16 protein-coding genes are annotated in these 18,599 nt (G+C 33.2%); 6 read left to right on the top strand and 10 right to left on the bottom strand.

The genetic code is table 11. From position 1 onward, the window contains the following. Positions 1-42 precede the first annotated feature (42 nt). Positions 43-438: a hypothetical protein gene (locus EZJ43_RS10405; RefSeq protein WP_133262648.1), complete on the bottom strand. Its 396-nt coding sequence runs from the start codon at positions 436-438 to the stop codon at positions 43-45. 801 nt (positions 439-1,239) lie between these two features. On the opposite strand from EZJ43_RS10405, the gene EZJ43_RS10400 reads away from it, so the two are divergent. The 3 genes from EZJ43_RS10400 (at position 1,240) to EZJ43_RS10390 (ending at position 5,266) form a co-directional block, all read left to right on the top strand. Continuing rightward, a complete protein-coding gene (locus tag EZJ43_RS10400) occupies positions 1,240-2,376 on the top strand; it encodes a DEAD/DEAH box helicase (protein WP_133262647.1) in 1,137 nt (378 codons plus the stop codon). Between the two features lie 81 nt (positions 2,377-2,457). Next, on the top strand, positions 2,458-2,793 hold the full coding sequence (locus EZJ43_RS10395) for a hypothetical protein (RefSeq protein ID WP_243718079.1): 336 nt from the start codon (positions 2,458-2,460) through the stop codon (positions 2,791-2,793). A 631-nt stretch (positions 2,794-3,424) separates the two neighbouring features. Then, entirely contained in the window at positions 3,425-5,266 is a 1,842-nt protein-coding gene (locus EZJ43_RS10390) for a tetratricopeptide repeat-containing sensor histidine kinase (RefSeq protein ID WP_165953141.1), read from the top strand. Positions 5,267-5,670: 404 nt separating this feature from the next. On the opposite strand, the gene EZJ43_RS10385 is transcribed toward EZJ43_RS10390, so the two are convergent. The 7 genes from EZJ43_RS10385 to EZJ43_RS10355 all read right to left on the bottom strand — a co-directional run bounded on the left by EZJ43_RS10385 (position 5,671) and on the right by EZJ43_RS10355 (position 10,111). Continuing rightward, positions 5,671-6,588 carry a HipA domain-containing protein gene (locus EZJ43_RS10385; protein ID WP_207924609.1) on the bottom strand — a complete coding sequence of 306 codons (918 nt, stop codon included), beginning with the start codon at positions 6,586-6,588 and terminating at the stop codon, positions 5,671-5,673. 25 nt (positions 6,589-6,613) lie between these two features. Further along, positions 6,614-6,946, bottom strand: coding sequence for a HipA N-terminal domain-containing protein (locus EZJ43_RS10380; protein ID WP_133262644.1), 333 nt, complete (start codon positions 6,944-6,946; stop codon positions 6,614-6,616). A 2-nt stretch (positions 6,947-6,948) separates the two neighbouring features. After that, the gene (locus EZJ43_RS10375; RefSeq protein WP_133262643.1) at positions 6,949-7,164 is read right to left on the bottom strand and encodes a type II toxin-antitoxin system Y4mF family antitoxin; all 216 of its coding nucleotides are present in this window, start codon (positions 7,162-7,164) and stop codon (positions 6,949-6,951) included. A 138-nt stretch (positions 7,165-7,302) separates the two neighbouring features. Continuing rightward, complete coding sequence (locus tag EZJ43_RS10370) at positions 7,303-8,403, bottom strand: Fic family protein (protein WP_133262642.1); 1,101 nt, start codon at positions 8,401-8,403, stop codon at positions 7,303-7,305. Between the two features lie 250 nt (positions 8,404-8,653). Continuing rightward, positions 8,654-9,580, bottom strand: a complete 927-nt coding sequence (locus EZJ43_RS10365; protein ID WP_133262641.1) for a HipA domain-containing protein — start codon at positions 9,578-9,580, stop codon at positions 8,654-8,656. Beyond that, the gene (locus EZJ43_RS10360; protein WP_133262640.1) at positions 9,573-9,908 is read right to left on the bottom strand and encodes a HipA N-terminal domain-containing protein; all 336 of its coding nucleotides are present in this window, start codon (positions 9,906-9,908) and stop codon (positions 9,573-9,575) included. The genes EZJ43_RS10365 and EZJ43_RS10360 overlap by 8 nt, the downstream gene beginning before the upstream one ends. After that, a complete protein-coding gene (locus tag EZJ43_RS10355) occupies positions 9,908-10,111 on the bottom strand; it encodes a helix-turn-helix transcriptional regulator (protein ID WP_133262639.1) in 204 nt (67 codons plus the stop codon). The genes EZJ43_RS10360 and EZJ43_RS10355 overlap by 1 nt, the downstream gene beginning before the upstream one ends. Positions 10,112-11,065: 954 nt before the next feature. Here EZJ43_RS10355 and EZJ43_RS10350 point away from each other — a divergent pair. Genes EZJ43_RS10350 through EZJ43_RS10340 form a run of 3 tightly spaced genes read left to right on the top strand, consistent with a single transcriptional unit; the run spans position 11,066 to position 16,199 of the window. After that, the gene (locus EZJ43_RS10350; RefSeq protein WP_207924608.1) at positions 11,066-13,522 is read left to right on the top strand and encodes an ATP-binding protein; all 2,457 of its coding nucleotides are present in this window, start codon (positions 11,066-11,068) and stop codon (positions 13,520-13,522) included. A 5-nt stretch (positions 13,523-13,527) separates the two neighbouring features. Then, on the top strand, positions 13,528-14,931 hold the full coding sequence (locus EZJ43_RS10345; protein ID WP_133262638.1) for a restriction endonuclease: 1,404 nt from the start codon (positions 13,528-13,530) through the stop codon (positions 14,929-14,931). A gap of 44 nt (positions 14,932-14,975) precedes the next feature. Beyond that, a complete protein-coding gene (locus EZJ43_RS10340; protein ID WP_133262637.1) occupies positions 14,976-16,199 on the top strand; it encodes an IS256 family transposase in 1,224 nt (407 codons plus the stop codon). Between the two features lie 186 nt (positions 16,200-16,385). Here the strand turns inward: EZJ43_RS10340 and EZJ43_RS10335 are convergent, their stop codons facing one another. Both EZJ43_RS10335 and EZJ43_RS10330 read right to left on the bottom strand, forming a co-directional pair. Continuing rightward, positions 16,386-16,841 carry a GIY-YIG nuclease family protein gene (locus EZJ43_RS10335; RefSeq protein WP_133262636.1) on the bottom strand — a complete coding sequence of 152 codons (456 nt, stop codon included), beginning with the start codon at positions 16,839-16,841 and terminating at the stop codon, positions 16,386-16,388. Continuing rightward, positions 16,838-18,598 (bottom strand): ATP-binding protein, encoded by a 1,761-nt coding sequence (locus EZJ43_RS10330; protein ID WP_133262635.1) that lies wholly within the window; start codon positions 18,596-18,598, stop codon positions 16,838-16,840. The genes EZJ43_RS10335 and EZJ43_RS10330 overlap by 4 nt, the downstream gene beginning before the upstream one ends. Position 18,599: the final 1 nt, after the last annotated feature.

Raw genomic sequence — 18,599 nt, 5'->3', positions numbered from 1 at the left:
GAAACAAATCTCTGCAATTACCTAACCTTAGGTATGGCTAACTTATCCTTCGAGCATTACAATTAACATTTCTATTTCTTTCTCAATTTCATCCATTTGAGCAACTTCTAAATTGGCTCGGTTGGCAAGAGCATCTTCTTTAATTTTAATAATGATTTCTAGAATGCCTTTTAAACGATTGGAGGTACTTTGATAACGCTGACCGGATAATTCGCTGATTTCAATATTATCGGTACTAAACTTCTCACGTAATTTTAGTAGTTTTTCTTCAAAAGCATTAATTCCGCTTAGCTTAACAAAATTTCGAGCCGAAACAAGGTTCTCTTTGAATTCTGAAATTTGTGAATGAATAATAAAAAGTGATGTCGATATCGCAATTAAATTTTCATTCACCTCATCATTAAGGCGATCATTGATTGTTTCAATATCGTTCTCCATAGTAAAACAGAACATAATAAGTTAGTTAAAATTCTTTAAAAATAAGTAAAATCATCAAACAATAACAGCAGTGTTATAATTTTGTTCAAAAATATCAAAAATATAACACTTGAATACTACGGGAAACCGTAATAAGCGAAAAAAATGTCTTTCCTTTTTTAATCTCAATCAAAAACCCATCCAACATAGCTACAAATCACTAAGTTTTATTCAAAATAAAGATCCTCAATTCAAATGTAATGCAATATTGCAAATAAAATACTGTCAATTTATTCATTTTGTTAAAAATAGCAAACAAATGGTATATTTTTAACATATCATAATGATTTTTTGACAGACAACTACTTTTTTGGTGTATAGAACGTTAAAAAATGACTAAAATTATATTTTAATATCGCTAAATGTGGTAACAACCTATAATGCAAGTATACCTCTGACAGACGCTTTTACACATGTCAGCTAATTTTTAATGAGGGTAAGCTGTCTCAAAACTACTTGTGAGATTTTAAAAGGCAGAATTATATTTTGCAAATCCAGAAGGTTGCGAAAACAGGAATCGTAATGCGACAGAATGGCTACGGAATTGGTTGCTACTAAAACATTAAGGCATACAGAAATACTAAGCATAGCGATGCTGCCAAAAGGTATATTAAATATGAGATCGGCTTTAGCAAACAAGTAAAATAAACATTAAGCAATTTTTTGTTTCCATTAAAAGAATTTTAAAGCGTTTGCCCTGCAATGGTAGCTCAAAGCAAATTTACAAGTCATTTTTACCTACTTTTGTAAAAAATATTTTTTATGCCTTTTAGTTCTTTAGGTCTCTCTAGCGTTTTATTAAAAACGTTAACAGCGCAAAATTTTACCGAAGCTACCCTTATCCAAGAAAAATGTATTCCGGCTATTTTAAACAAAGTCGATGTTTTGGGTATCGCAAAAACAGGTTCTGGAAAAACTGCTGGTTATGTTTTGCCCATCTTAACAAACCTACAGCGAGCATTATTGGTTAAAAATAGAAGTGCGAATGTATTGGTTTTAGTGCCTACTAGAGAATTGGCCGAACAAGTAGCAACCGTTTTTAAAACTTTTAGTAAAGATTTAGAACGACCAATAAAAACGTTGGCGGTTTATGGTGGCGTATCAATCAACCCGCAAATGATGGCCCTACAAGGTGTAAATATATTGGTGGCTACACCTGGTAGGTTGTTGGATCTTTTGAATTCAAATTCTATTTCCATATCAGAAATTGAAACCTTTGTTTTAGATGAGGCGGATAAAATGCTGAATTTAGGTTTTAAAGAAGAATTGAATAAAATAATCAGTTTACTCCCTCAAAAACGACAAAATATTTTATTTTCTGCTACATTAAGCAACGATATTCAAAATATCCATCAGCTGTTGCTAAAAACACCCGTAATTATTAAAATCGAAGCTGAAGAATTTTCGCTAGATTTGATTAAACAGGTGGCCTATATTGTTTCGAACGAAAAGAAAGGGCCATTTTTGCGTTATTTGATTACTTATCACAATATGAAGCAGGTATTGGTTTTTGCATCTTCTACCCACCAAGTTGATGCGATTGTAAATAAACTCCGTAAAAATAATATTGACGCAAGAGCCATCCACAGTCAGAAAAGCCAAGGGTCTAGAACAGAATCGCTAACACTTTTTAAAGCAGGCAAACTTAGGGTTTTGGTTGCAACGGATTTAATGGCAAGAGGAATTGATATTGATGCGTTGCCTTACGTTATAAATTATGAGTTGCCGCGCTCGCCCAAGGATTATATTCACCGCATTGGCAGAACGGGACGTGCAAATGTACATGGCGAGGCGATTTCGTTAATTAGCACTGCGGAATTAGATCATTTTGGTGTGATTCAGAAAAAAATGGGTAAGCAGGTTGAATTAATTGACAGTGAAAATATTGCCATGAAATAATTTTTTAAGCTTTGCCTATTTATAAAATTTACGTCGGTGAAAACTAATTGTCATCAGCTGGGATTAAATGAAGCGTAAAAAATGTATCTTTGCCGAAATATGGGTTACGCAAAAGAAAGAGGAAAATTTGAAATACTAGCTACAAAAGTTGGTGGTTTAACTATTTACGATGATAAAAGTGTTAAAATTATAACAGATATTTTTGAACAGTTTTCTCATTCGGTTAGAATATTAAAAAATAAAAATCCTGAAACCTTCACAAATCTTTTCTTAAATGAATTGGAACAAGTAAAGGTTGTTAAAAGAGCTTTAAAATTGAGCGAAGAAGCCGATAGACAAGATACTTTTGTTAAATACAGAGATATTTTAAAAGACGGTTTAGAAAGTGCAGTTGCCTTAACAAAATTAAGTGACTAAGTCTATCAATTAGCATTGCATATTTAAAATGCGTTTGTAAGTTCAATTTCTATTGCCTAATAACTACTTACCATGTTTTACGCAAAGTATTTAATTTTTAGCAAGTATAAAATGAAATAAAACATAGCATATCTTTTGTGTTTTTCCTTCTTTTTTTGAAGTTTGGCAATGTGTAACTTACTACAAAGTTACTTAAACCCCATACTGTAAATTTTCCTAAACCTTTTCAACTACTGCCCAAGCAAATCAATAACAGTTGTGTTTACAAAGTCATTAAATCAATTTTGTACTAAATGGTTTATGCATTGGAAGCGTCTGCCAAAAGAAATATTTGCTTTTCTATTTAAATATTCTTAACCTTAAACTATGTTTTAAAATTGATTAAAATAATTATTGGTTTTTCCGTTGCGTAAATATGGAAAAACTAAATTAATTATAGATAGCTTGCATTGTCTACTCAATAATTCGCGCGAAAATGAAGTCATCCCATGACAAGACTAACTTATCGAATTTGTTTAGGAATTGCTGGCAGTTCTTACTACCATTGATTGGGTTCGCATTCATTGTAGGCAATTTATCCGCACAGGAAAATTTTAAGGATTTAAAGACAAGTGACGATTTCATAAAAATTGTGAAACATTACCGTTATCTCAATCCAGATTCTGCGTTGTTTTTTGTTAATTTAGGACTGCAAAATGCACGAGCAAATAATGATGAATTGGGTGAAGCTGCTTTGCTAAATCAATTAGGAATGATTGAGGATAATAACGCAAATTATAAAGAATCTAAACAAAAATATCTTCAGGCAGAGGCTATTTACCGCAAAATTAATAACGAAGAAGGCATTGCATCTACATTAGTAAGATTGGGCGTAGTTGAAAAACGCAATGGAAATTTCGATAAATCTTTAAAATATTATTTTGAAGCTTTAAAGCTGAGCGAAAAAAACAACAACAAAATTGGTACGTTAGAAGCTAGGGTAGTGATATTTGAATTATATTTTCAGCTGCGCAATTTTAAGGCATCTATAGAAAATTTGCACTTCGCCGAACAACTCAACAATACGCTTCCAAATTCCAATTTTTCTTTAAATATGTACTGTGGCTTTGGTGCTTATTTTATCGAAATGAAGCAGTACGACAAGGCAATTAAATATATAAATATTGGTTTACCCAAAAGTAATAAGGTTGAGTATAATGGTTTAAAAATAGGCTTGTTAAAATTATTAGGCATTGCTTACTTTAAAAAAGGCGATTTTGCCAAATCAGTTACAACATTAAAAGAAGCTTTAAGGTTTACTAGAGAAATTAAAAATGTTTTAAGAGAGCAATCAACATTATTGGAGTTGGCAAAGGTTAATATCAAAAATAATCCCGATACAGCTATCCTGTATCTAAATGCTGGATTGAAAATTGCGAATGAAAATAAAATGTTTAGCCAAGAAATTATTTTCTTGAACAAATTGAGCGACATTTATGCAAGCAAGCAAGATTATCAGCAGGCGCTAGCTTTCAAAAATAGAAGTTATCAAGTTTCGGAAAGGGTTTATTATAAAGAAATGTCTAAGCAAATTTTGAGTTTAGAAAGTGCAAACGAACTCGAGAAATCAAATAATCAACTCACTCAGCTTAAGTTAAAATCTAAAGAGAAAACCATCGTTAACAACATAATTTTATCCATAACCATCACGATCACCTTACTTTTTATTGTAACATTATTTTTCTTTAAAAGATCGAGGCATTTCAACAAAACCCTTCGTTTACTAAACAATAAATTGGCTGATAGTAATCAACAGAAAGACAAGTTTTTCTCTATCGTGGCGCACGATTTAAGGTCTCCGCTTGCCTCTACGGTTAGCATTATGAAGTTGATACAAAGTCGTTCGTTAGATGAAAAAACGCAAGATGACGTTGTAAACAAGCTTTCGCTACATTGCGAAAGTAGTCTGGAGGTTTTAGATAATTTATTAAAGTGGGGCTACATGCAAATTAAAGGCACTAAAATAAACATAACTGAATTTGAACCCTTAAAAAAAATAAAGAGTAATGTAGCTTTGTTAAAGGAAGCAACTGAGGTTAAAAACATTACAATTGCTTTGCAGGTAGCAAAAAATATTAAAATAAAGGCAGATTCAGATCAATTTGATTTTATAGTAAGAAATCTACTATCTAACGCTATAAAATTTACACCAATTGATGGAATGATCAATTTAAGCGCTGAAATAGAGCACGATGAAATTGTGACTTTTAAGGTAATTGATAACGGTATGGGCATTTCTGCAGAAAGAATTGCAAAACTTTTCGAACTTTCCTCTGAGGGTACAAGCGGTACTTCTAATGAAGGTGGAACTGGTTTAGGTCTTTTAATTTGTAAAGAATTTATTGATGCCCACGCCGAAAAATTAACTGTTGAAAGTATTGTTGGAAAGGGCACTTCTTTTACATTCACTTTTCCAGGGAAAATAGTTGAATAAGTTTGTTTTATTTTAATTGAAATAGGCGTTCATTGACGTCGATATTTTAAGAATTGATTTGGGCTGTAAGGGTGAAGGTTTTATTTAGCCTGGTAAATTTACGTTTACTCAGAGCGCTACTCCTGCCCGATCGCAACTTCTTGTTAGGTTAATCTTTCTTTTTTTCTTTTATTCTTAACAAGCTGAGATAAATTTTTCATTATATGCTATTACTCGTATTTGCATCAAATAACAATTTTTATATGTAAAAACGTAGAAATTTGAGTATTTAGCTGGGTTTATATGCGAATGGCTATAATATTTTCAGAATTTATTTCCCGATGCAGAAAGTAATTTGTGTTGATTATCAAGCACTTAATTTTAAAAAAATACAAAAAACAGACAAATATATTTTTTGAGGGAATTTATCGGTACAAAAGCTGATATCTTTTGCTCATTAATTCCGTATATTTTGCTTTAAATTCTTCCGATAAAAATGAGTTTTCTATCCATTTAAAAGCAGTCGGTTTGAGTTTTTCAAACCTCTTAAATACACTCATAATCTGTTTTTCGTTGAGATCAATTTTAGCACCTAAACTTTGGAAATTTTCCAATCTTAATTTTTTCTTTTTGCCCTCGAGTGTCAATGCAAGTTCCTCCTTATCCTCCGGATTAACGATGGCTACATTCAACAAATCATACGCTGGCGAAAGTACCCATTTTCCACGATCAAGAAGCAGGGAGAAGTTTTTAAGATGCATATCGTTATTTCCAGTTAAGAAACTGAAAACACCCAATTCAAAATAATAAAGCTTATCAAAAACAGCTCGACTTGAATACTCTCCTACTGCTTTACCAACCTTTTCCATCGAACTTTTGTATTTATCGAAAGCTTCCAGAATTTGAAACATATCGATCATATGAATCTTTTCCCCCAAGTCTGTTCGGTCAAAGCGTTTGGTGATGTAGGAAAGCTCTCCAGACTTTAAACGTATTAAACTAGATTTTGCAGTTTTCATTCCAAAAGCCTCCGCCATTCTCATCGTTAAATGTTCATTTTGTGGCATCTCTTGAAATACAGCTGAAGGCGGTTTAAAAATATAGTTACCACCTAATGCACCTACAATGGTTAATCTAGCATTATGACCCTCAGTTAAAGCCGAGTTCACTAAAGTCAACGATAATTTTGGTTGCACACCAGGCACAGCAATACTGCGCTCAATTACGCTCTTTGCTAATTCATCCATTTCTGCCAGCGAATAGGAAAAATCTGGTTGTTGAAGCGTTCCAAAAAAATCAAGACTGCATTGTTCATGAAAATCCCCTTCCGTATTTTCAGGCAACGCGTTGTAGCAATATAAACAGTTCCTACTCATCAGCTGGAATTATAGATAGAACACTTACAGCTCCTATACAATTTTGACAACAAGCCAATAGCAAACCCATTCTGTCATTATGATTGATTTTCCAGTTTTTCGAAGCAATATCTAAAAGCCATCCTTCGGGTATTAAGCCCTCGAAGAAAGGAAATAACCTATTTTCTTTATATTTAAATTTGGTTACCGGCATAGAAAAGGTAATGAATTGATCCGGATACGTTGCAACATAATCTGCATCGTATTCAAAGGTATATTCCCCATCATCAGTTTCTATAAGTATTCCAGCCAATAAATCTTGATAAAATATTTGCGCTTTTCTCATGATTAATTATCCTTTGACCCAACACTTTCTTGAATAGGCGCTAACACATACCCAAACATTTTCAACACTTGGTTTACGCTAGAAAGATTAAGATTGTCTTTTCCCTGTTCAATTTTGCGTATTACTGTGAGCGCTACTCCTGCCCGATCCGCAAATTCTTCTTGGGTTAATTTTTCTTCTTTTCTCTTATCCTTAACTAACTGAGATAAACTTTTCATTATATGCTATTACTCGTATTTTAATCAAAGATGTAAATCTATATGTAAAAACGTATAAATTAAAATATTTAGCGATTTCTATGTGCAAAAAAATATAATATTGCACAAGCTTTAGCTATTGATACGAAAAATAAAGTTTTAATTCACAAGCAAATAATTAGTACTCCTGCCCCCAGCTTCGTCTTTGACTAACAAACCTTTAACTATTAAATCTTGAATATCTCTACTGGCAGTATCTTGTGAGCATTTTGCTATTTTAGCCCATTTAGACGAAGTAAGTTTGCCATCAAAACCATCCAATAATTTATTTAACATCATTTTCTGCCTATCGTTAAAACTTAAAGCTACTGGCATTGCCCACAACTTGGCTTTACGCAAAACTGAAGCTAATACTATATCCGAAGACTTTATAGCACGTTCTAAACATTCCAAAAACCAAACCATCCAATTCGTAATATCTAAACCCCCAGATTGTGTTTTCTCTAATATCTCATAGTAAGCACTTCTTTCTTGTCTAATTTGATTTGACATGCTGTAAAATCGTTTCGAACTACCATCAGCACGAGCCAATTGCATATCTGCAATAGCCCTTGAAATACGACCATTACCGTCTTCAAAAGGATGAATGGTTACAAACCACAAGTGCGCTATGGCTGCTTTTATAATCGGGTCACCACTAAAACCACCATCAAACCATGATAAAAACGTTTTCATTTCTTGAAGTAAAATATCAGAATTTGGTGCTTGAAAGTGCAACGTTTCTTTTCCCATAGCAACCGAAACTACTTGCATTGGATCATCAACATCATTTTGTCTCCAATCTCCAACTACAATCTTATACATTCCGGCTCTACCTGTTGGAAATAATGAAGCATGCCAAGAGAACAGCCTTTCTTCATCTAGTCCCTCAGTAAATTTTTGCGTAGCATCCACCATCATCTCCACAACACCATCAACATATCTATCAGAAAGAACAGCGCCTACAATATCCATCCCCAAGCGTCTAGCAATTGATGATCTCACTTGTTCTCTATTCAAAATCTCTCCTTCAATTTCAGATGATTTAATAACCTCTTGTGTTAAGGTTTGCAATACGGCCTCTGATTGCAAATCGAAGCCTAATTGCGCCATCGCTCCCAAAAGTTTACCTTGTTGAAAGCGTACACTAGCCAACAGCGTTGTTATTTGAGCTTCCCTCCAACTAAATTGAGGCCATTTTTTTAATTGATGTATAAACATTCTCCGCAAATATTAAGTCGAATATAATTATAATGCGGATAAAATCAAATTATATTACGCAAAAAATGCGGAGATTAACTTACTTAATCTCCGCATTGCAACAAACAATAATGGTTTTTAAATTGATTTTACTTAAAACTAAAATAAGTTTAATTAACTGATAGGCAATTGATTTACACACAATACAGGTAGTAAAGGTATACAGATTAATAAATAGTTATAGTGTTAAAGGTACAAATTGGGTACAAAATCATTTAAATAGTTGTAATTGCTTCTTCTTAATCAGTCTTTTGTATTCGTCTTTATAATCAACATTTAAGAAACTTTGTTCAATCATTTTATTACAGTTTTCTATTTGTTTTATAAATTCATTGTAAATGTTATCCCTTACTTTCTCTACAATATTTAAACTACTTGCAAGCAAGTCGAAATCAGTTTTTTTAACCTTTCTTTTCCTACCCCCTAAAGTTAAGGCCAAATCTTCTACATCTTGTGGGAAAACCAAGTTTACGTTTAGCAAATCGTAAGCAGGAGAAAGTAAAATTCCTTTTTCGGTATGCATCAATGAAAAATTCTTTAAATGCATATCGTTATTGCCAGTTAAGAAGGAAAACAAAATCAATCTAAAATATTTAATCGCATCTAAACCAGAATTGGTAGTGTATTGTTTAATTATTTTTCCAACACGCTCGTAAGAACTTTTATATTTTTGCTCGGTCTGTAGTTCAGAAAGCTGACAAAGATCCTCTACATGAATTTTCATGCCTTTAACCCGATCAAAACGTTTTGTAATATAAGCCAATTCTCCAGTCGTAGTTCTAATTAAGGTATGTTGCGCAGTTGCTATTTTAAATAATTTTGCCAAATGCATCGTTAAATCTTCTATTTCGGGCATAAATTTGAATTCGGCTGATTGAGGTTTTAGAATATAATCACCCCAAAGCCCCACTAAGGTAAGTCGTTTATTTCCCTTCTCTCCCTCTAAACTCAGTGACAATTTAGGCTGAACACCAGTTACAGCTAATCTTTCATTTACCGTAAATTGGGCTAATTGAGCTAATTTTTCCTTATCCAATTCCAATTTCGGCATTATAGCCGTTCCGAAAAACTTCTTAGTACAAGCTGTATGGTATTCTCCTACTTCAGTGGGTTGATAACAAAATAAACAATTAGTCATTTCGTACCTCCTCTATTGGATGTACCGAAACAGCACCGATAGTATCTCGACACAAATTGATTAACAATTCAAACCGATCTCTTGGATTAAGCTTCCAATGCTTCTCTCCTATATCTAAAAGCCAACCTTCTGGAATTAAACCATCAAAAAATGGGAATAAAATCTTACTGTAATAAGGTTTACTACTTAACGGCAAGGTTAAACTAATCGGTTTCGGATGCTGTATTTCCAAATAGCTCGCCTCATATTGAAAAGTATAGCCATTATCTGTTTCTGATAGATGGCCAGCCAATAGATCTTGGAAATATATTTTTGTCCGTCTAGCCATTATTTAGTTAATTTATCCGTAACACCAACTACTTTACCAAACAGCGCTAATACATCATTAACTTTATCTAAACGAAGTGTATTTTTACCTTGCTCTAAATCACGTACAAAGTTTAAACCAACACCAGCATTTAAAGCTAAATCTTCTTGTGTTAAGCCTAACTCTTTACGTTTAGCTTTTACAAAATCACGTAAATTATTCATTTTATATCCTTTCGGATATAAATATACAAAAATTGTTTAAACTATATGCAATCGGATATAAATTTATTTAAAACTAAGAAATTATATGCTTTGGAATATAATTCAAAAATCAAATTAGCAGTTGAATTCCTTCCAATAAAGCATACATAATTCCTATTTATTGCTATTTATCGTTTATTACTTCTGACAGAAAAGCAAAATTGTATTGCTTACCAGACGGCTACAACATTAAATATGCAATTTAGATACACAATTTATTATTTGATTAATTCTAACACATCAGCTTAATCAATTCCTAATGTTTACCTCGCAAGCATTCAGGGTCAATATTCACCAATAAAGCATATAAGAATTTTCTTATTACTCAAATTTTACGCAATTGATTTTAGGTACACACCTACCCGATCCGGAAACTCTTCTTAGGTCTTTTCGTCTTTTCTCTTATCCTTCACTAGCGGGGATAAGCTTCTGATTATATGCAATTACGCTTAATTGAATCAGATATATACATCTATATGTAAAAGCTTGTAAATTAAACAATTATGTATTTTTATATGCAATTAAATTTATTGTATTAAAAGCTTAGCTATTGATACCGAAAGGAAAGACAAGTTCACAAGCAACTTATTCTTCGCATTTTTGGAAACCGGTAATATGATCCATCTAAGATATTTAGTCCAATCTCCATTAACATCCAAATCAAAAATATTTAATATATTGCACACTGCTTAACAAAACTGAAGCAAATTTGAATAAATATGTCAATTAAAATTACATTGCAAACTTTATTGATCATTGTTTATATTTTTCAGCTCAAAATCTGTGGCAATCATTTTGACCAATTTAATAACCTTGCTCACCAATTATCCCAACGCTTTAATGGAGGGAATTTCGACAAGGATTAATCAACAATTTATATTTAAGTTTAGTTAATCTTCAAATATTATTTAACGTATGTCTCAACTACTTTCATTATCAAATAAAGAACTTTTCTTCCTGCTATTCAGTTGCCACACCGAGAGTGAACTCGAAGAGATTATTAACTCAAATAAAGATATTTTTAAGCAGTCTAATTGGTTCCCCTTAGGTGGAAATGAAAACAATTATGGTGTAATTGAAAACCAACAAGCTTCTCCTATCGCAGCTTTAATAGAAAAGATTACCAATTCTATTGATGCTACTTTAATGAAAAAATGTTACGAGGCAGGTATAGATCCAAAATCTGATGAGGCACCAAAAACAATGGAAAGTGCCAAAGCATTGTTTTTTCCCGATTATAAAAATTGGGATTTAAATAGTCATAAAAAAGCGCAGGCAAAAAATATACAAATCCTTGCCGATGGTCCTAAACTTAATACATCACTCACAATTTATGATAATGGAGAGGGACAACACCCAGCCGATTTTGAAAAATCTTTTTTATCCTTATTAAGTGGTAATAAAAATGAAATTCATTTTGTACAAGGCAAGTATAATATGGGCGGTAGTGGCGCAATCATTTTTTGCGGCAAAAATGGCTATCAAGTAATTGCTTCTCGCAAATATGATAAAACAGGCGATTTTGGTTTTACATTGGTGAGGCAACATCCACTAAGCAATGAGGAGCAAACAAAAAAGAAGAATACTTGGTATGAATATTTAAAAATTGATGGTAAAATTCCTTCATTTGAAATAGACAAGCTGGATTTGAAGTTACATGATACATTATTTGAAACTGGTAGTATAATCAAACTTTATTCTTATGATTTACCTTCTGGAAGTCGTTCGGTTATATCTCGAGATTTAAATCAGAGTATTAATGAATTTTTATTTGAACCTGCTCTACCTATTTTAACTGTTGATAGAAAAGAAAGGTATCCTGACGACAGAAACCTAGAACGAGATCTTTTTGGTTTAAAGCGTCGTTTGGAAGGTGATGAGAATAAATATCTTGAAGATTATTTCTCCGAAGAATATAGTGAAGAAGAAATAGGCAAGTTTAAAGTTACGTGCTATGTATTTAACTCTCGTATTGATGATAAAAATATAAAAGAAACGAAGGAGACAATTCAACGGGAATTTTTCAAAAATAACATGTCTGTACTTTTCTCGATGAATGGCCAAGTACATGGTAACTTTAGTTCAGAATTTATTACACGTTCATTAAAATTCAACTTATTAAAATACCATCTATTGATACATGTTGATTGCACTGCTATGAATTATAATTTCCGAAAGGATTTATTCATGGCCTCGAGAGATCGACTGAAGGAAGGGGATCATACTTCAAAACTAAGAAAATTCTTAACTTCAAAGTTAGGCACGAGCAAGGGAAGGTTAGCCGAAATTGAAAAGCGCAGAAAAGATAGTATATCCGTTGATGCAAAAGACACACAGGAAATGTTGAAATCATTTTCTAAAAATCTACCGATGAACAGCTCATTAATGAAGCTTCTTAGCCAAACTTTCAAACTAGATCAAAAGGATGACAAGCCTCAAAAAAAAGAACCTGAAAAAAAACATGTTAAAAAAGAAATGGAGCCTTTTAAACCGCAACGTTTTCCGTCTTTTTTAAATGTGAAAGCATCAACGGTTGATGGTAAGTCATGCATTAATTTACCTCTTGGACAAGAAAAAACCATCCGTTTCAATACAGATGTAGAGAACCATTATTTTGACAGAGTAGAAGAGCCTGGAGAATTCAAAATAGGGTTAGTGAGTTATCAGCCTAAGCCTAATGATGCAGAAGGTGGTAATGCTGCCGGCAAATCTGAAAATGTAGAGGATGTTTTTAATATTTCTACAACGAGCCCTCACGATGGAACCATACGTTTAAATCTAAATAGTAAAGCCGAAGTAAAAGTTGGCGACGAAATAGAAATGAAAGCTACGTTAACGGCTGCTGGCGAAAATCTGGAGGAACTATTCTGGATACGGGTAGTTGAGCCAGAACAGAAAAAAGAGATTATAAATAAAGAAGAAAAAGGGGACAATGAAAATATGGGTCTACCTCCTTTTGTTTTGGTATACAAAGAAAAAAAAGAAGATTTCTCAACCTGGGATGAAGTAGGCGAAGGAATTGATGCGGATATAGATTATGAAACCGTGATGGTACCACAAGTTAGTGGCGATAACTTGGATAAGATCATCATTAACATGGATAGCCATGTCTTAAAAAATTTCAAATCAAAATATAAGGATCAATCGCAACTAGAAGTTGCAGAACGTAAATATATTTCTTCAGTTTATTTCCATACTTTATTCTTATACACAATTACAAAAAACCGAAAATACACCATTTATCAGGGTGCTGAAAATAAAGACGAAGAGATTGATTTGCAAGTTTATTTAAGAGATTTGTTTTCAAGTTACTATTCAGAATTTATTTTAAATTTCGGAACAAATGATTTGCTGCAGATGATGGGGACTTAGGCATAATGAGCAGTCGCAAAGAATCAGCCTCCTTAATAAAAGATATTGCAGAAGAGGCAAAAAAATGGAATTTGAGTGTAGATGGTGTTAGTAAAGATTCCATAACTATAAGAAGTAGCCCATTTTTAGGAATAAGTTTAAGACTTTGGATAGAAGCAAGTGATCTGCTGTACTTTGATTTTTATTGCCGTACAACTTCTTGGCATTACAATGGTGAACGTACTGATTTGCACGACATTTTTAGCTTATTCTTCTCAATTTTTTTGAAGAAAATGGCTCTAAGTTCAGTAAAAATTATAAACGTTATGAACCCAGCAACGTTTGCGGATAGCGAAATTTATGGGGTATATATTATTCCAAAACAAATAAATCCTGGCCTTATTAATATCCGAGATTTAGATAAAAATACACTAAGTAATTTAATCGAATCCTTATTTGTTTTCGAACAATATATATGGGGGCAGTATAATGGTTGCCCCTGCCAAAGTTGTAGAGACCGTTTAGGTTATAGTTTTACCTACCGTTGGGAAGATATTGACATTAAGGAGCTAAAGGCATTGAAAACTATCATTGGTTTTAATGAACGTGTTAATTATATGGAACGTACACTTCCGTCGTGGCTCTATTATAGAAATTTTAAGAAAAGGATCTCAGTAATAAAGTCGCACGATATCATTGATTTTATTTCTGCTATATCGAAATCAAAAGAAACTAGTATTGATGGTATTAATGGGAAGTTAATTACTACAGAAAACTTTCATCACTTTGTAAGTTTTAAGAAGAAAACAATAATTTACGAGTATTTTAAAAAATTACAAGATGCTGAACCAATTCTTGTTGTGTTAGAGAATAAAATTATTGGAATTGGGGGAAAGTATATCTTGAGTTTAGATATTAATTGTGGCCTCGATGAGTTTAAAAAAGAAAGAGAGAAATTACGTGAGCGACATAATAAAGAATTCGAAATACTATTTCAGCCATCAACACTCGAATGGCAGTATCCGATTAATGATAGTTTATTTGAAAACCTTATCAAGGATCTTTTAGAACGAGAACCAAATGTTACTCGGGTTAGAAAACTAGCAAGTACGAGAGAGCCTGACGGAGGTGTAGATCTTATCGTTGAATGGCTAGTTCCTAAAGAAGCAGTTATTCCTGATGAGGATCCATATATCAAATATAGTGTTGTTGTGCAGTGTAAGGCATATAAAAATGGTGTAGGTAAATCAGATGTTCAGGATATTCGCGATACTGTAGAATCGCGAGATTATGAAGGCTATTTTTTAGCAGTATCTAGTTATACAAAAAGGAGTCTAACAGACTATTTAGATAAACTGAGAACATCAAAAAAGCTCTGGGTGGAATGGTGGACAAAAAGCGAAATCGAAGATAGAGAGAGTGTAAAATAAACTGTGTCAAGAGTTAAAAATACTAACTTTAGATACAGTTTATTATGAATATAGAACAGCAGCTCGATTTTGAGCAAATGAAAACAACGGCCCTTGAGCAGTTACGCTCGGGCAAATCTTTGTATGGTAAAGATGGTGCATTTGCGCCTTTACTAAAGAGCTTTCTTGATTCTGCACTTGAGGCAGAGCTAGAGAGTCATCTTAACGCGGATGAACGCCTTTCTGGCAATCGCAGAAACGGCAAAACGACCAAGGATATCAGGACATCTTCGGGAACGATAAGCGTTCAGACTCCCCGTGACCGGAGTTCTACCTTTGAACCTGAAATTATCCGTAAGAGGGAAACGATACTTGCTGAGAGTCTAGAGAACAAGATTATCGGCATGTACGGCCTTGGAATGAGCCTCCGTGATATTTCAAAACATATTAAAGATATGTACGATACAGATATTAGCCACACCACTCTTTCAGCTATTACCGATAAAGTTATTCCAGAGGTGAAGGAATGGCAGTCAAGACCACTTGAAGAGCTCTATACCATTGTTTGGTTAGATGCCATGCACTATAAGGTTAAGGAAGATCACCGCATGGTCTCTCATGCAGTATATAACATTTTAGGTATCAATAGAGATGGCCACAAAGAATTATTGGGTATGTACGTCTCACAAAGTGAGGGTGCAAACTTCTGGTTAAGCGTGTTAACAGATTTGCAAAATAGAGGAGTCAAAGATATTTTGATTGCCTGTATTGACAACCTTAACGGTTTTCCAGCTGCGATCAATACAGTTTTTCCGCAGACAGAAATACAGACCTGCATTGTACACCAGATCCGAAACAGTCTAAAATATGTTGCCTCCAAAGATCAAAAGTCGTTTATGAAAGATCTAAAGCCCGTTTATCAAGCAGAAACACTTGAACTGGCAGAATTAAGGCTCGATGAACTTGATGAAAAATGGGGTAAAAAGTATGAGAAAGTCTTAGAATCCTGGCGTAGGAATTGGTCAAAACTCACCACCTATTTTCGTTATGATGCCGTAATACGAAAGTTGATATACACTACAAATACCATAGAAGGTTTTCATAGACAGGTTAGGAAAGTGACGAAAACCAAAGGTGCGTTTACTTCAGACATGGCTCTTTTAAAGCTGATTTATCTAGCTCAAAGAAACATTAGCGAGAAATGGACAATGCCTTTGAGCAACTGGGCTACAACTGCTCAAAAACTCGCCATTTGGTTTCCTGATAGAATGATATTAGATTTGAACTAAGAAAGCGCTTGAGCAGCATTAATTTAGAATGACACAGTTTATTTTACACACCCAAGATAGATTAAAAAAACATGAAGATTTAATAAGCAAGTATGCTTCAATTTTAAAATTTGATAATATATAACTTCTCTTTACCAAAAAGAGCTATTGAGCCATAATCGAAATATTCGTTTAATATAGAAAGATTTAAAACGAACTATAGTTCAACACAAAACTATTAGCTATGTTTTTCGCCAAACTTAAGACCTCTGTGTTGCTTGTCCTCCTTGGATATCTATCATGCCAAGATACCACGTCATAATTCGGGTTCAAAATACCTCTTTGCAATTGAAGCTCCTTCATTACTAGGTACTCCACAGACTCTCTATATGAACTCTCTACCCCAGTATATTCTCGTTTTTTGGGTAGTGGAAAACTTAAAAGAACCATATCAGATGCTAATTCAATTCCTAGCCCTGTTTCTTCTAAAAATCTTTTCCTAAATGTCCCCTTAGAATTGAAATGACCTTCTGCCCTGCCAATTGGTCCTACAGAATTATTTGTCATACCTATATAAATAATCTTGAAAGCCTTAGAAATCCAAATATAGATATATGCAGTGTCTATACCGTTATGGATATTATAAATATTAGATATTATCATTCATTATAAGTAGTATAATTTGGTGGTAATTCATTTTCTAGCTTCCTAACCATATGTGCTAAAAATTCAGACGCAATCCTCCTGAAGTTCCATAAAATACTTTTCATCTGCTCATAGTCAAAATCAGTGATATTTTTATACGCATAATATTCTGAATCTGATAACTGAAGCATCATTAAATCAAAAGTGACTTGCAAATCTTGATTATCAGCATTATTCTCGTAAATATACAATGCAAATCTATGCAATTTGTTAATTCTTACACAGTTACCAAGGTCAGTGTCATAATAAGGTTCCCATAATAAATTATCAGTTACAGAACTCACTCTAAAAATTTTAGACAGCTGCGGATTTATTTCACCTTTTACTGCTTCTTCCTTCTCTTCTTGCGTTAAATTCTCTAAATCTCCTGGCTCTTCCCCCTTATCTTCCCTCATCATTTTAACGATAAGTCGAACTTTAGTTGCCATATCATTCGTAATAAGCCCTAACCTTTGTTCTGCCTGTTCTTCAGTAGGTAATTCATCACCTGGTAAAATTTCTATCTGTTCATATTCGCTTAGTAGTTTGTTTGCTATCTCATTAGGATCCTTATTAATTATTTCCCGTCTAATTCTACCAGCATTTAGCCATGCACTTCTGCTTTTAGATTTCGCTTCCCTTGTAACATCACTAATCACTCTCCAAGCTTCTTCCGAAAGAGTTAATGATGATTTTTTTACATCAATATTAAAAAAATCATCGGCACTATTGTCTATATTGATTCTACCTCTAAAGGCATAAAAATCTTGATCATAAGGAATTATACCATTTAAATGGGAAGCCCAAGAAATTAATCGATTATTTCTGTAAACATAGAACCCATAATTACTTGCCTCAATTAAGTATTTTCTTCGAATTTCTGCATCTTTAGCTTCTCCTAAATGCTTTATCTTAAAAATAGGGGGATAAGGTAATTGAGTAATTTCTATATCAGCTGTAATTCCTAGCTCGTCGTCAAGAGTGACCGTCTTTTTCTTTTCAATCCATTTTACTTGAGTACCATCCCATTCATTTTCGTTTAAATTTCCATTTACATTGGCTTCATCTAAAAAGAGTGGATCTATCCCTAGCACTTTATTATTTCCAATAAAGATGTCTTGATTGTCGTTATGTATAAAATAATAATATATAACTCCAACTTTGGTATTAAGCTCATTTATTGTATTACTAACACTTGGATGATTATTTTTTCTAATATTCGAAATTCTGATGATTGTGCCTTTACCCTCGCTCAAATAATCATCAATTATCTTTTGATCTAATGAATCAATATCTTTTTCTGTGGCCGCATAAACCTTCGATGCCATGATTGAAGGCAAGGAAATTTGAAATTTATTAAAACCATTACCATCAGATGAAATAACGTCAAGAATATCCCCTTGTGAAAAAGAGGCTGATTTAAGACCTAAACCAAACTTTGACAACGAGTTCCCGCCGTAATCATGATCGGAAGAGCCAAGTCTTAATGCACTTAGCAGGGCATCCCTATTCATGCCATCCCCATCATCTATAATTAAATATTCTTTTACGTTATTCTTTTTACTATCAGCAAAATCTTTTCTTTCTTTTATGATTAACAATCGTATTACCGTTGCATTTGCTCTTATCGAATTATCAATAATATCACATATTGCTGAAGAAGTGGTATATCCTATCCGGCTTAACCCAAAGAGTAAGCGGCCAGCATCAATATCTAATGGTATAGATTCAGTCATA

The sequence above is a fragment of the Pedobacter changchengzhani genome (genome assembly GCF_004354365.1).
GTDB classification, from domain to species: domain Bacteria; phylum Bacteroidota; class Bacteroidia; order Sphingobacteriales; family Sphingobacteriaceae; genus Pedobacter; species Pedobacter changchengzhani.
Note: the sequence above shows the minus strand (reverse complement) of the source record. Positions and strands in the feature narration are given on the sequence as shown.